The 15,370-nt window shown below is 69.3% G+C and carries 9 protein-coding genes; 8 read left to right on the top strand and 1 reads right to left on the bottom strand.

What is annotated here, in order from left to right:
* Genes QQL87_RS05815 through QQL87_RS05780 form a run of 8 tightly spaced genes read left to right on the top strand, consistent with a single transcriptional unit; the run spans position 1 to position 14,103 of the window.
* The gene (locus QQL87_RS05815) at positions 1-822 is read left to right on the top strand and encodes a thioesterase II family protein (RefSeq protein WP_284416860.1); all 822 of its coding nucleotides are present in this window, start codon (positions 1-3) and stop codon (positions 820-822) included.
* Entirely contained in the window at positions 819-2,045 is a 1,227-nt protein-coding gene (locus QQL87_RS05810; RefSeq protein WP_284416639.1) for an ArsA family ATPase, read from the top strand. Before QQL87_RS05815 ends, QQL87_RS05810 begins: the two co-directional genes overlap by 4 nt.
* A complete protein-coding gene (locus tag QQL87_RS05805; protein ID WP_284416640.1) occupies positions 2,042-2,506 on the top strand; it encodes a hypothetical protein in 465 nt (154 codons plus the stop codon). The genes QQL87_RS05810 and QQL87_RS05805 overlap by 4 nt, the downstream gene beginning before the upstream one ends.
* Before the next feature lie 13 nt (positions 2,507-2,519).
* Positions 2,520-2,804: a hypothetical protein gene (locus tag QQL87_RS05800; RefSeq protein WP_284416641.1), complete on the top strand. Its 285-nt coding sequence runs from the start codon at positions 2,520-2,522 to the stop codon at positions 2,802-2,804.
* A gap of 3 nt (positions 2,805-2,807) precedes the next feature.
* Entirely contained in the window at positions 2,808-4,646 is a 1,839-nt protein-coding gene (locus QQL87_RS05795; RefSeq protein WP_284416642.1) for an amino acid adenylation domain-containing protein, read from the top strand.
* On the top strand, positions 4,643-12,325 hold the full coding sequence (locus QQL87_RS05790; RefSeq protein ID WP_284416644.1) for a non-ribosomal peptide synthetase: 7,683 nt from the start codon (positions 4,643-4,645) through the stop codon (positions 12,323-12,325). Before QQL87_RS05795 ends, QQL87_RS05790 begins: the two co-directional genes overlap by 4 nt.
* Complete coding sequence (locus QQL87_RS05785; protein WP_284416645.1) at positions 12,322-13,200, top strand: class I SAM-dependent methyltransferase; 879 nt, start codon at positions 12,322-12,324, stop codon at positions 13,198-13,200. The genes QQL87_RS05790 and QQL87_RS05785 overlap by 4 nt, the downstream gene beginning before the upstream one ends.
* A gap of 12 nt (positions 13,201-13,212) precedes the next feature.
* Complete coding sequence (locus QQL87_RS05780) at positions 13,213-14,103, top strand: class I SAM-dependent methyltransferase (RefSeq protein ID WP_284416647.1); 891 nt, start codon at positions 13,213-13,215, stop codon at positions 14,101-14,103.
* Here the strand turns inward: QQL87_RS05780 and QQL87_RS05775 are convergent.
* On the bottom strand, positions 14,091-14,999 hold the full coding sequence (locus QQL87_RS05775; protein ID WP_284416648.1) for a formyltransferase family protein: 909 nt from the start codon (positions 14,997-14,999) through the stop codon (positions 14,091-14,093). The genes QQL87_RS05780 and QQL87_RS05775 overlap by 13 nt on opposite strands.
* Between the last annotated feature and the right edge of the window lie 371 nt (positions 15,000-15,370).

The following is a 15,370-nucleotide window of genomic DNA, read 5'->3' as shown; positions in this document are numbered from 1 at the left end:
ATGTTCGCCCCGTCTGCATCCCGGAGCGCCGGAAGCCACGCCTGGATCGGCGGCGATCCAGAAACGCCGCGCCGGCTGCGCCTGTTCGCGCTGCCGTTTGCCGGCGGCAATGCCGCAAGTTTCGGCGAGTGGTCGTTGAAGCTGCCAGGCTGGATCGCTTTCTCGCCGGTCCATCTGCCCGGCCGCGAACGCCGCATCATGGAGCCCGCGATCGACGACGCCGACAAGCTGATCTCGCAACTGGTCCCGGCCATCACGCCCTGGCTCGACCGGCCCTACGCGCTGTTCGGGCACAGCATGGGCGCGATGCTCGCTTATGAGCTCGCGCAAGCGCTGCAGGAGCGCGGCCTGCCGAGGCCGGAGCTCCTGATCGTCTCCGGACACGGTGCACCCAACCTCCCGCGCCGGTTTCCCGTGATCTCGCATCTGCCCGACGCGGATTTCATCGCGGCCGTGATGGAACTGGGCGGCCTGCCGTCGGTGCTGTTGCAGGAGCCGGAGCTGCTGGCGCTGGTGCTGCCGGCGCTGCGCGCCGACTTCAGGCTGTGCGAGACTTATGATTGGCGTTCCCGGCCACCGCTCTCCTGCCCGATCCTGGCCATCGGCGGCCGCAGCGATCGGATTGCCGGCCTGCCCGAGCTGCAGAGCTGGCAGGCCATGACGTCGCAGCCTCTCCGTTGCGAGATGTTCGACGGCAATCACTTCTTCATCCATCACGCGATGCCGGCCGTCGTGGCGTTGATCGCCCGCGCCGTCGCGGAACGGCTGCGCGACGCGTTCACCGCGCGCGGTCCCACAGCTTCGGAGTTGCGCATTTCATGACGGGGACTGCACCTTCGCGCGCCAAGCCGCGCATCATCATGGTCTCGGGCAAGGGCGGCGTCGGCAAGACCACCGTGGCCGCGGCGACGGCCGTCGCATTGGCAGCCCGCGGCTGCAAGACCATCGTGATGTCGTTCGACCTCGCGCACAGCCTCGCCGACAGCTTCAACATGAGCGACGAGCTGTTCAGCACCGCGCGCGGGCAGGCGGTGAAGGTGCGCGACAATCTCGATTTCCAGGAGATCGACGTCCAGGAGGAGATGCAGCGCAACTGGGGCGACGTCTACAAATACATCGCCTATCTGCTGATGGGTGGCGGGCTCGACGGCATCGTCGCCGAGGAGGCGGCGATCATGCCGGGCATGGAGGACATCATCGCCCTGCTCCACATCAACCAATATGCCCGCGAAGGCACCTACGACGTGATCGTCGTCGACTGCCCGCCGACCAGCGAGTCGCTGCGCTTCGTCTCGATCATCGGCTCGATCGACTGGTATGTGCGCAAGCGGCTGAAGATCGACCGGCGCGTCGCCAGCGTGCTGCGGCCTATTGCCAAGAAGTTCGGCGGCGAGTCCATGATGCTGCCCGAGGATGGCTATTTCGCAGCCCTGCAGAGCCTGTTCGAGAAGCTCGAAGGCGTCGAGACGATGCTGCACGACCCGACCATCACCTCGCTGCGGCTGGTCACGGTGCCCGACCAGATGGTGGTCCGCGAGACCCAGCGGGCCTACATGTATTTCAATCTCTACGGGATCGCCATTGACACCGTCGTCGTGAACCGCATGCTGCCCAAGGGCGACGGCTACTTCTCGCACTGGGTGGAACGGCAGACCGCTATGATCGAGACAGTGCATAGCTACTTCGATCCGGTGCCGATCGCGATCATTCCGTTCCAGCGTAGCGAGGTGGTCGGCGTCGAGCGGCTCGAGGAGTTTGGCATTCAGCTCTATGGCGATGCCGACCCGGCGGAGGTCCGTGTCTCGACGGCACCGTTCGGCTTCGCCAAGATTTCGGACAACGAGCACAGGCTGTCGGTGCAGTTGCGGTTTGCGCCAAAGGACAAGGTGGAGATCTCCCGCGACAACGAGGATCTCTTCATCCGGATCGGTACGTTCAAGCGCGTCATCCTGCTACCCCGCGCCCTGGTAGCGATGCAGACGTCGGGCGCGAAGATGAACGGCGACGCACTCGAGATCACATTCAGAAAGGATGCGCATTCATGATCAACCGCGGAAGCTTCCCGTTCCTGAAACGGGCGATGGACGCGTCGGACTCCTTGAGGGACGAGTTGCGCCATGTCGCTGACACCCACAATTCGGCGATGCGAACCTTGCTGGAGCAGGCCCTGAAGGCTCAGGCCGAGCTCTACAAGGGACAGCTGGCAGTGGTCGAAAACCTGATCGGCAAGCTGCACAAGCCCTCCTCACCACCACCCGCGACCCACGCCCGCCCGGCCGCCGCGGCACCGCCCGCCCCCGTCAGCCCAGCGTCGCCCACCCCGACCGCGGCCGCCACCATCAGCCCGGTCCAGACCAGCCGCGCCCAGGCGATCGCCACGGCCACCGCGGCAGCGACGGAGTCCGCCGCGCTGGCCCAGCAGATCAGGCCGACCATCTCCGGGGCCACCGAGCTACGCACCGCGATGCCATCTCGCCCCACTCCCTTCCCCAGCAAGGATTCGTGAAAGGACCAGACCCATGACCGAAGCCCACGACAAGGACGACGCGACCGTCGACGCTGCGACGCTCGGACTGAAAGCGATCGATCTGCAGCCGCTGCTCAACTACGCGCAGGCCGCCATCAATCAGGTGCTGGGGCCCCTGCTGGCCGGCCGCGCCGAGAGCGCGCAGATCATGCGCAAGCACATCCTGCGCAGCGAAGCCGAGCTGCTGCGCGGCCTGCTGGCCGTGGTCGAAAAGGAAGAGCAGCGCGCCGACAGCGGTCCGAAGGAGCGCCGTCCGCAACGCGTTCCCGTCGAGTAGGCGATGGCCGGGATCGGCGGCCCGCGCATGATCGTCAACCCCGAACTGTCGCTGGCCCGGCACGACCATCCGGAGCCGGTGCGCGGCACCATCGGCGAGCTGGTTCGCGCCGCGGCTGCGCGGTCGCCGGACGCGCCGGCGCTGATCAGCGCTGCAGGCTGCATGACCTATGCAGAGCTGATCGCGCGCGCCGATCAGGTTCGTGCCGGCCTGATCGCGCGCGGCGCACGGCGCGGCGACCCGATCGCCGTGCTTGCCGGCCGCGATCTCGACCTGCCCGCGCTGCTGCTCGGGGTGCTGGACGCAGGCTGCTTCTATGTTCCGATCGCGCCGCATTATCCTCAAGCCTTCACCGAGCGTGTTCTCGCAGCGGCGCAGGCGGCGCTGATCGTCGCACGCGCCGGGATGTCGCAGGAGCTCGCAGCCGAATGGCGCGATCGCGTGATCACGACCGATGCGCTCGCTCAGGGGGCTGCGGTGCCGCCGCCCGCCGCTCGCGCGTCCGACACGGCCTATGTGATCTTCACCTCCGGCTCCACCGGTCGGCCGAAAGGCGTCGTGGTCCGCCACGAAAACGTCACGCGGCTGATGGTCTCGCCAACCTACGCGGCGATCGATGCAGACCGCGTTGCGCTCGCGTTGTCGCCGCCGAGCTTCGATGCGGCGGTGTTCGATCTCTGGCCGTTCCTCGCGGCCGGCGCGCGCGTCGTGCTCCATCCTGACGCGCCGCCGACACCGGACAGCATCGCCGCGCTGGTGCGTCGTCATGGGGTGACGACGAGCTTCATCACGACCGGCCTGTTCAACCGGATCGCCGAGGACCGTCCTGACGCACTTGCCGGCGTCGAGGTCCTCAACGGCGGCGAACGTGGCAGCGCCGCGGCTGCGCGCCGGGTGCTCGACGCCGGCGCGAGCGCCGTCGTGCACTGCTATGGGCCGACGGAAACGGCGGTCTTCACCACGGCAGCCCGCTTCACCGCAGCGGCGCCGCCGAGCGAGCCATTCTCGATCGGCGGTCCCGTCGCCGGCACCGCCTGCTATGTGCTCGATTGCGATCAGCATCCGGTGTCGCACGGCATGGAAGGCGAGCTCTGGATCGGCGGAGAGGCTGTTGCAAGCGGCTATCTTGGCGACGCGCAGCTCACCGCCGATCGGTTCCGGCCGGATCCCTTCCGCCCGGGTGCCCTCATGTATCGCAGCGGTGACAGCGTCCACATGCGGCCCGATGGTTCGCTGATCTTCCTCGACCGTCTCGACGAGCAGATCAAGGTCCGCGGGCACCGCGTCGAGCCCGGCGCCATCGCCCGCCATCTCGAAGCCCTCGACGGTGTCAGCGGCGCGGTCGTGATCGCCGTGGAGCTGTCGCCGGGAGATGTCAGGCTCCATGCGTTCGTCACCGCCTCGTCCGCATCCAATGGATGCGAATCGCAATGGCGCTTGCGGCTGCAGACCGAGCTTCCACCGGCGATGATCCCGTCGCGGATCGTGATCGTGCCGTCGTTTCCGTTGTCGGCCAACGGCAAGGTCGATCGTGACGCGCTGCTGGCTCATCTGACGACACAGACGGACAGCTCCGACGGGCTGCAGGTCGACGATCGCGATCAGGCGACCGTAGCCGCCCTGTTCACGTCCGTTCTCAAGCTTTCCCCTGCAAGCCCGGACGACGACTTCTTCGATCTCGGCGGCGACTCGCTGCTCGCCATGCGCCTGCTCGGACAATTGCGCGCTCAGCTTGGCTGGCAGGGCAGCCTGCAGGATCTCTATGCCGATGCGACCGTCCGCGGCGTCGCGCGCCGCCTCGCCGAAGGCGTGGCGGCTCCCTATGAGGCCGGCGTGTTGTGACCTCAGCCTCATTCATCGCCACCCTGCAGAGCCGCGGCATCGTGCTGTTCCTGGACGGCGAGCAGTTGCGATTTCGCGCTCCCGCGGGCGCGCTGACGACGGAGCTGCGCGAGGCGATTGCCGCGGATCGCGCCGCCATCATCGCTCAGCTGCGCGATGTCTCCCGTCCATCGGCCGCAGAACGGCGGCTGTGGTTCGCGAGCCGGCTCGCGCCTGACGAGGCGCCGTACAACGTGTCCGCCGCCTATCGCCTGGCCGGGCCGCTCGACGTCATGGCGCTCGAAGCCGCGCTCGGCGATCTCATCGCGGTTCATGACGCACTCCGTACCGGCTTTCGCGAGGCCGATGGGGAGCCGGCGCGCTTCATCGCGGCACCATCTCCGATCCGGATCACACGGCTCGATCATTCGGAGGTCGCGCCGGGCGCCCGCGAAGCCCTCGCGCGCGAACTCGCCTCGCGGCTGTCGCGACAACCGATCGCGCTGGACCAGCCGCCGCTGCTGCGCCCGACCCTGGTCCGCTTCGCTGACGACGATCATCTGCTCATCCATCTGATTCACCACATCGTGACCGACGGCTGGTCGCACGCGTTGTTCTGCCGCGACCTCTCGGCCGCCTATCGCGCGCGTCACGCGGGGCAGACGTGGCAGCCGGCGCCGCGCGCGGTCGAGGCGCCATGTTCCGCAACGGTCCGCCGGCCCGCACCGGCGCCCCTGCCCGCGACGAGCCCAGCGCCCCTCCCGCATGACGCAGTCCGCGCGCGCGGGCGGGCTCACGATGGCCACACGCTGGCGGCGCGCCTTCCGGCGAGCCTGCATGAACGTGTGCGTGAGCTCGCGCGGCAGCGCCGCACCAGCCCCGCCGCCGTGCTGCTGGCCGTGCAGATGCTGCTGGTCTCGCGCCTGTCCGCAAGTCCAATGCCTATCATCGCTGTGCCTGCGGCCGGCCGCCGCGATGCCTCCCTCGGCGAGCAGATCGGCTTTCATGTCGACACGCTCATCGTCGCCGCCGACTGCACCAGCGCGCTGCGCTTTTCCGATCTGCTGAGTCAGGTCCATGACAACCTCGCGGCGGCACTCGAGGCTGCGGACGACGAGTTGCCGAACGGCTCGGCGCTGCTTGCCGATCCCGCGCTGACGAGCTTCGCCTATCAGGCAACACCGGATACGCCGCTGCTCCTGGATGATATCGATGTCAGCGTGGTCGGGTTCGAGCGCGGCACCACGCGTTTCGATCTCGAGCTTCACGTCTGGCCACTCGCCGGCCACGCCACCTCGGCGCTGTTGGAGCCGGCCGCGGACAGCGAACTCGCGCTGATCGGGACGGATGCCGACGCGCCCGGCGGCCTGCGGCTGATGCTCACTGCGCGCAGCGACAGTTTCAGCCGCGCGGGGGCCGCACGCTGGCTGCGCCGCTACGTGCACCTCCTCGCGGCCTGCGTCGCCGCGCCCGAGAGCCAGCTCTCCGAGCTGCCACTGGACTCGTCGGCCGACCTGAACAGGCGACGGCAGTTTCTGGAACGGCCGCGGACGCTGCCCGGCGGCCATGCGGGTCTCGCCGCCCGCTTCGAGGCTCTCGTCGCCGCGCAAGGCGCGCGCCCAGCGATCGAGGGCGACGACGGCCGGACGCTGAGCTATGCCGCACTCGATATGGCCAGCCGCAGGCTCGGCGAGCGGCTGGTCGCGGCCGGCGTGGCGCGGGACGATATCGTCGGTGTCGCCGCCGAGCGCTCCGTCGCCGCGATCGTCATGCTGCTCGCCGTGATCCGCGCCGGCGGCGCCTATCTGCCGCTCGATCCAGCGCTGCCCGCGGCGCGGCTGTCGTTGATGCTGGCGCAGGCCGCCGTCCGGCACATCGTCACGACCGCTGCGGTCCGCGAGCGGTTCGCGTGCATGAATGATGCACCTCAGGTCATCCTGGCCGATGACGATTCCGCGGACGGCGCGGCCGCCGCATCGCTGCCAGCGCCGGGGTTGTTCGATGCCGGCCGTCCTGCCTATGTCAACTTCACCTCGGGCTCGACCGGCACGCCCAAGGCCATCCTGGTGCCGCAGGGGGCCGTCGCCAATCTCGTAGTCGATACCGACTACGCGCGGCTCGGGCCTGACGATCGCATTGCGCAGGCTGCGCCGCTGTCCTTCGATGCCGCCACCTTCGAGATCTGGGGCGCGCTGCTCAACGGCGGCAGCATCGTCCTGATCAACAAGCAGACCCTGCTCGACCCGGACGCGCTCGCGCGCGACCTGCGCGACCGCGCCATCTCCGTCATGTTCCTGACCACGGCGCTGTTCAACCAGGTCGCGCAATTGAAGCCCGTCGCTTTCGCACCGCTGCGGCTCGTGCTGTTCGGCGGCGAGGCGGTGAATGTCGACCATGTCCGCAGCGTGCTCGCGGCCGGTCCCCCGGTCCGCTTGCTGCATGTCTACGGTCCGACGGAAACGACGACGTTCGCCACCTTCCATCCGATCGAGCAGCTGCCGGAACAGGCCGCCACGGTGCCGATCGGGCGGCCGCTGCCTGGCGTGATCTGCCGCATCCTCGGCGACGATCTCGAACCGGTGCCGGCCGGCATGACTGGCGAGCTCTGCATCGGCGGCAATGGCCTCGCGTGCGGATATCTCGGCGACCCGGCCGGGACCGACGCCCGCTTCGTCACTGCGCCCGATGGCACCCGGCTGTATCGCACCGGCGACCTGGTCCGGCTCGATCCCGGCGACAGTATCGAGTTCGTCGGCCGGCGCGACAACCAGGTCAAGATCCGCGGCCACCGCATCGAGATCGAGGAGATCGAGCTCGCGCTCGCGCGCCATCCGGACGTGGCTGAGGCCGCCGTGATCGTACGCGCCGACCATGAGGAGAAGTCGCTCGACGCCTTCGTCACGCTTGGCAGCGCGGGCGCCGAGATTTCCGCGATCCTGCACTGGCTGCGGCAGGAGCTGCCGGACTACATGATCCCGTCGCGGATCGCGCCGCTGCCGCGCCTGCCGGTCAACGATCACGGCAAGATCGACCGCGCCGCGCTGCGCCTGGTCACACCGGCCATGACGACGACCGACACGTCGGACGACGGCGCCGGCGATCTCGAAAGCGAGATCATCGCGATCTGGTCGCAGCTGCTGGCGCGGCCGATTGGACGTGACAGCGACTTCTTCGCCAATGGCGGCCATTCCTTGCTCGCCACCCGCGTGATCTCGCAGCTGGCGCAGCGCCGCGGCACCACCGTGCCGCTGCGGCTCGTGTTCGAACAGCCGACGCCGCGCCTGCTCGCCGCGGCCATCACCGCGAGCACCCCGGATGCTCCTGATAACCGCGAGGCGATCGCCGGCAAGGCCGGCTCGGGAGCTGCGCCGCTGTCCTTCGCACAGCAGCGGCTGTGGTTTCTGGAGCGGCTCGATCCCGGCACGGCAGGCTACAACGTTCCGATTGCCTACCAGCTCCACGGATCGCTCGGCATCGACGTGCTGCAGGCCGCGCTCGATCAGATCGTTGCCCGCCATGAGCCGCTGCGCAGCCGGTTCGTCGAGCGCGATGGGCAATCCTGGCAGGAGCCGCTGCCCGCGATGGCCTGCCCGCTGCGCATCGTCGATCTGCGCGATCAGTGCGACGCGTCCGATCAAGCGCGCGCGCTTGTCGCCGCCGCAGCGCTCGAACCTTTCGACCTGATGCAAGCGCCCTTGCTGCGTGCCACGGTGATCCTGACCGGGCCCGAGGAGGCCGTGCTGGCTCTCGTGATGCACCATGTCGCCTGCGACGGCTGGTCGCTCACCGTGCTCGCGCGCGAGCTGTCGCTGCTGACAGGCGGCGCCACGTTGCGGCCTTTGCCGCTGCGCTATGCCGATTTCGCGGCGTGGCAGCGCGGCTGGTTCTCCGGCGCACGCGCGCAGGCGCAGCTCGAGGTCTGGACGGCACGGCTCGCCGACCTGCCCCCGCTGCGCCTGCCGCTCGACCATCGCCGTCCAGCGCGGCAGTCCTACCGCGGCCGGCTGGTGCCGATCACGATCGACGCGCAGACCACGGCACGCCTGAAAGCACTGTCCGAGCGCTGCAACGCGACGCCGTTCATGGTGCTGCTCGCGATCTACGCCGCCGTCATCGGCCGCGCCGCCGCGCAGGAGGATTTTGCGGTGGCGAGCCCGATCGCCAACCGCCATTATCACGAGACCGAGGACCTGATCGGCTTCTTCGTCAACACGCTCGCGCTGCGGATCGACCTCGCCGATGCGCCGTCGCTGGAGGCGCTGGTCGCACGCATTCGCGGCGTTGCGCTGGAGGCCTATCAGAACCAGGACCTGCCGTTCGAGCAGCTGGTCGAGCGCCTGCACCCCGACCGTGATCCCGCGCGCAATCCACTGGTCCAGGTCGCCTTCGCGCTGCAGAACGCCACCGACGACCGCCTCGTCCTGCCCGGCGTCGCGGCTGCGCCGTTTCCGGTCGACATCCGCACCACGCGGTTCGACATCGAGACCCACCTGTTCGAGCGCGACGGCGCCATCGCGGGACTGCTGGTCTACGCCAGCGACCTGTTCACCGCGGCGACGGCGACGCGCCTCGCCGATCAGTTCGTCACCCTGCTCGCCGCCGCCCTCGCGGCGCCTGACCTGCCCCTGTCGTCGCTCGCTACAACCTTGCCGTCGGATCTGCGGACGCAGCAGCAGGCGCTGGAGCGACCGCGTGGCAGGCCGGGCGGCGATCGAGGCCTTGCGGGCCGCTTCGAGGCCGTCGCAGCCGCATATCCTCGGCACGTCGCGATCGACGGCGATGACGGCCAGGCGCTCAGCTATGCCGCGCTCGAGGCCGCCAGCCGCGCGCTCGGCGAACGCCTCGTCGCCGCTGGCGTCACGCCAGGCGACGTGGTCGGCGTCGTCACCGAACGGTCCGCCGACGCGATCATCATGCTGCTCGCCGTGATCCGCGCCGGCGGCGCCTATTTGCCGCTCGATCCCACGCTTCCCGACGCGCGGCTTGCGCTGATGCTGAACCAGGCCGGCGTCCGCCACGTCGTCACGACGGCCGATCTGCGCAGCACCCTCAGCCGCATCGACGGCTCGCTCAGCATCATCGTCGCGAACGACAGCGCGGATGCCGCCGCATCGCTGCCGGCGCTGATCGGCTCCGACAGCCCGGCCTATGTCAACTTCACCTCGGGCTCCACCGGCACGCCCAAGGCCATCCTGGTGCCACAGGGCGCGGTGGCCAATCTCGTGCTCGACACCGACTATGCTGCGCTCACGCCGCAAGACCGCATCGCGCAGGCCGCGCCGCTCGCGTTCGATGCCGCCACCTTCGAGATCTGGGGCGCGCTGCTCAATGGCGGCTGCGTCGTGCTGGTCGACAAGCACACCCTGCTCGATCCCGAGGCGCTGTCGCGCGCTCTGCGCGACCGCGCCGTCTCGGTCATGTTCGTCACGACGGCGCTGTTCAACCAGATCGCTCAGTTGACGCCTCAGGCGTTCGCACCGCTGCGGCTCGTGCTGTTCGGCGGCGAGGCGGTCAACACCGATCACGTGCGCAGCGTGCTCGCCGCAGGACGGCCTGGCCGCCTGCTGCACGTCTACGGGCCGACGGAGACGACGACCTTCGCCACCTTCCATCCGATCGAGCGGCTGTCCGAGCGCGCCGCCACGGTGCCGATCGGACGGCCGCTGCCCGGCGTCATCTGCCGCATCCTCGATGCCGATCTCCGACCGGTCCCGGCCGGAATGCCCGGCGAGCTGTGCATCGGCGGCAACGGCCTCGCCATCGGTTATCTCGGCGACACGCAAGCGACCGACGCACGCTTCGTCACCGCCCCAGACGGCACCTGGCTCTATCGCAGCGGCGATCTGGTGCGGCTGGATCCGGACGACAATATCGAGTTCGTCGGGCGTCGCGACAATCAGGTCAAGATCCGCGGCCATCGCATCGAGATCGAGGAGATCGAGCTCGCGCTGACGCGCCATCCGGCGGTCGCCGAAGCCGCTGTCGTGGTGCGGATGAATGATGACGACAAATTCCTCGAGGCCTTCGTCACCTTGATGCCGGACGCTGCGGCCGCGCAGCACCAGCGGCATGGACAGGCGTTCGTATCCGACTGGCAGGAATTGTACGCGATCACCTACGCCCCTGCGGCCGACGCCGCGGATGCCGATCTCGCCGGCTGGCACGACAGCTACACTGGCCGGCCGATCGCGGTGGCTGACATGCGCGAGTGGCAGGCGCGGACGACCGCGGCGCTGCTTGCGCTTGCGCCGCGCCGCGTGCTCGAGATCGGCTGCGGCACCGGGCTGCTGCTGCGCGGCCTTGCCGATGTCGTCGAGGCCTATCACGGCACCGACTTCTCCCCGCCGGCCGTGGCCGGTACGCGCGCGCTCGCGCACAGCAGCGGCTGGAGCCACGTCACCATCGAGCAGCGCGAGGCCAACGATTTCACCGGCCTTGCGCAGCACAGCTTCGATCTCATCATTCTCAACTCCATCGTGCAGTACTTCCCGAGCCGGGACTATCTGCGCCACGTCCTCGACGGCGCCTTCGCATGCCTTGCGCCCGGCGGGCGGATCTATCTCGGCGACATCCGGTCGCTGCCGCTGCAGCGGCTGTTCGCGGTCTCGGTCGAGGCCCGCCAGCATGCGCTTCGAGGCCCCGCCATTCTTGCGCGCGCCGCCAACCGCATCCGCTTCGACAAGGAGCTGGTGCTCGACCCCGCCTTCTTCACCCGCATCGCCGCCGAGCACGGCGCCACCGTCCGCCTCGCGGCCAAGCGCGGCATGGCGATCAACGAGCTGACCAAGTACCGCTACGAGGCCGTGATCGAGACCAGCGCCGCCTCCGGCCCGACACAAGCAGCCGTCATGGCCTGGACCGCCCTCGATCCCGCCGATCCGATTGCGGCGATGGTCGCCGCAGCGCTGGCGCAGGGATCGCTCTGCATCGCCGGCGTGCCGGACGGCCGCCTGACCGAGGATCTCGCGCTGCTCGCCTCTATGGATCCGGACATCGCGAAGCCGGCCAAGGCCCCGCATCCTGAGCAGCTCGCGGAGGCAGCTGCGGCCGCCGGCCTCGCGGTGGATTTCGCGCTGTCCGAGCGCGCCGGCGACGGCGTGTTCGACCTGCTGCTGTATCCGCAAGGCGGCCTGCGCCCCGCCTCGCCGCTGGAGGCCTCGCAGGTGGCGAAGCCATGGGCCGCGCTCTCCAACGATCCGCTGCAGACCGCGCTGGGCCGCAGCATCGGACCCGAACTGAAGCTGCATCTCGGCCGGCTGCTGCCGGACTACATGATCCCCGGCCAGCTCGCCGTGATCGAGCGCATGCCGCTCGCCCGCACCGGCAAGATCGACCGCCGCGCCCTGCCGCCGATCGCAGCGGCGCCGGAGCAGGTCGCAGTGGTGCCCCCCGCCGGCGAGGCCGAGCGCGCGGTCCATGCGATGTGGCAGGAACTGCTGCAGCGGGAGCGCATCGACCGCGCCACCAACTTCTTCGATGCCGGCGGCCATTCGCTGCTGCTGGTCCGGCTGCTTCATCGCATCAACAGCCATTTCGGCCGCGACCTCGCGCTGATCGACCTGTTCCGCGCCACCACCATCGCCGACCAGGCCGCGCTCGCGACCCAGGATGGCGGCACGACCAGCGGGAGCGCCGAGGTCGATGATCGCGCCGAACGCCGCCGCCACGCCCTCGTTGACCGCCGGCGGGGCCACCGATGAGCAGGCTCCACGATCAGCCCGGCTCCGCGCGTCTCGATGACCGGCTCGGCGTCGCCCCCGCGCAGCTGAAGTCGCGCGTCATCGATTTCTACAACGGCCTCAACAGCTATCTCGCCGACAGCAGCCTCGACGGCTATGTGCAGTTCTTCAACTGGGGTTATCTTTCGGTCGACAGCCGGCCCGACGACTGGCGCGGCGACCTGCCGGCAGCGATGCTCGACCGCCATGCGGTGCGGCTCGTGCTCGAGCTGCTCGGCCCGCTCGGTATCGACGGCCGCGACGTGCTCGACGTCGGCTGCGGCCGCGGCGGCACTTTGGCGACGCTCGCCGGCCGCTTTGCGCCGCGCAGCCTTGCCGGCGTCGACCTCAATCCCGCCAGCATCGCCCATTGCAAGCAGGCGCACACCGATCCGCGTCTGCGCTTCTTCCAGGGCGACGCCGAGGATCTCGCCTTCGGCGACGGCAGCTTCGATCTCGTCACGAACATCGAGTCCTCGAACGCCTATCCGGACATCGACCGCTTCTATCGCGAGGTCAACCGGGTGCTCCGGCCCGGCGGCCATTTCGCCTATACCGACCTGCTGCAGCCCGGCCAGTTCGCGCATGCCCGCGAGTACCTCACGGCCAACGGCTTCGTGATCGAGGCCGATCGCGACATCACCGCCAACGTGCTGGCCGCCCGCCGCGAGGCGGCGCAGGTGCAGCTGCGCGCCTTCAACGCCGGTGGCTCTGGCGCCGGCGACCCGACGCGCGCCGCCTTGATGAGCTACTTCCTCGCGCCGGAAGGCTCGGAGTTCTTCGATCATATCGCGGACGGCCGCTTCGAATACCGCATCCTGCGGCTGCGCAAGCTGGCCGACTGCGTCGAGCTGTGACGAGGCTGCGCGATGACCGATCACGACGTCTACGACCTGCCTGACAAGGCGACCGCGCCGGAGGCCTTCAAGTCGCGCATCCAGCGCTTCTACGGCTACTGGAACCGGCGCGTCGACGGGCTGCCGTTCGGCGAGGTCAGCCTGTTCATGAACTGGGGCTATCTGCCGTCCGGCCCGGACGAGGCACGCCTGCTGCCGCGGCCGGATGCGGTCAATGCCAGCTCGGTGCGGCTGATCCTCGAGCTGGTCGGCGACACCGAGCTCACCGGCCGTGACGTGCTCGATGTCGGCTGCGGCCGCGGCGGCACGGTGCACACGCTGCTCGGCTACTTCCAGCCGCGCGAGGTCACCGGCATCGACCTCACGCCGGAGAACATCGCGTTCTGCCGCCGTGCCGTCGCTGCGCCGCGCAGCCGCTTCCTCGAGGGCGACGCCGAGCAGCTGCCGTTTCCCGACCAGAGCTTCGACGTCGTCACCAATGTCGAGAGCTCGCATTGCTACCCCACCATCGCGCGGTTCTACGCCGAGGTGACGCGCGTGCTGCGGCCGGGCGGCGTGTTTCTCTACACCGACGTGTTCGACCGCGACGAGGTGACGGCGCGCCGCGCCGAGATGAGCGCTTGCGGGCTCGACGTGCTCAGCGACCGCGACATCACGCCGAACGTGATGCTGGCGCGCGCCGCCGAGGGCGCCTCGCAGCTCGCAGGCTTCGGCACAGCGCCCGCTGCCGAGACGGACGACCCGACCGCGCAGTCCGATGCACGCGTGCTCGACCTCGTGATGGCCCGTCCCGGCTCGGACATGCAGGTCGCGATGACGGAAGGCCGCCTCTCTTATCGCATCCTGCGCGCGCGCAAGCGCGCGAGGCTGGCGAGCCGGCTGCGCGGCCCTCAGCGCGACTGATCCCCCATCAGCTCCGCGCCGATGAGCGCGGCGGACGACAGGGCCGGCGGACGCTCATATTGCGTCACCCGGACGGGGCCGTCGGCAGCTGCAACGACCAGCTCATCGTCACTGGCCGCCATGACCTGCCCGGCCGCCGCGCCGCCGGCAGCACCATCACTCGGCTCCGCGCGCCAGATCAGCAGCGGCTCATCGTGACCGGCAACAAAGCTGCGCCCCGGCTTGAACGGACTCAGCGCCCGCAATCGCCTGATCACGGCGTCGCGCGGCTCATGCCAGCGCAGCACGTCGTCGTCGGGCTTGAGCTTGCCGAAATAGCGCCGCGGGCCCGTTCCCGCGACACCGCGCTCGCCGGACAGCACGGCCTGAACCGCCTCGCGATAGAAGCCGACGGCGCCATCGCGCAGCCGCTCCTCGACCACGTCGCGATACGGCGCGTCGTCGATGGCGATGCGGCGGGTGCGGATGATCGGGCCGTCGTCGAAGGCTGTGCTCATCAGATGCGCGGTCTGGATGATCGCCGGCCAGCCCTCGATGATCGCCGCGAACACCGGCTCGAGCCCGCGCGCGCCGGGGATCTCGCCCGGATGCAGATTGAGGACGCCGAGCCGCGGCAGCGCCAGCACCTCCTCCGCGAAGCGCTCGGGATGACCCCAGTTGACGAACAGGTCGGCGGCAAGCCCCCGCAGCTTCGCGATTGTCCCGGGATCGTTGATCGACGGACCGACATCGCACAGCGGCAGTCCACGCGCGGAGGCACGGCGCGCCACGCCGCTGCCGAGCGTCCCGCGCGGCGGCACGATCGCGCAGACCGCGCAGCCATCGGCGATCAGCGCGTCGGCCAGCTCGAAGCTCGGCACCGAGCTGCCGAGAATGGCGATCCGTACTGCAGACATCGCGATCCGCTCTCCGCCTGGCAAGCGCCATCACCTCGGACGATCCGACTCTTGGATCCGATTCTTGGATCCGGCACGCTGACTGGATTTAGCGCAGCGCACGAGTCAGTGCATCATTGTCGATCGTGCGACTTCACAGGTGTCAAACAGCGTTGGTCGCATGACGTCCGTCGAATTCCTGAGAGGTTCGGCTTTGACGGCATGGCATCGCGATCCCGCGGCGAATGGCGCCCGGGCTTTGCGTCCGTCGTCCCCTTCTTCGCAAAGAAGAGGCGCAGGGAAGGCCGGGAGCCTGCCGCCCCCATGGCCCCCGTGCAGAGAAAAATGCACGGGGTAGGAACCACAGGTTCGGCTGGGACATCCCGGCCCTC

This window comes from Bradyrhizobium sp. SSBR45G, assembly GCF_030159255.1.
Classification (GTDB): domain Bacteria; phylum Pseudomonadota; class Alphaproteobacteria; order Rhizobiales; family Xanthobacteraceae; genus Bradyrhizobium.
This window is presented reverse-complemented; position numbering and strand designations above follow the sequence as displayed.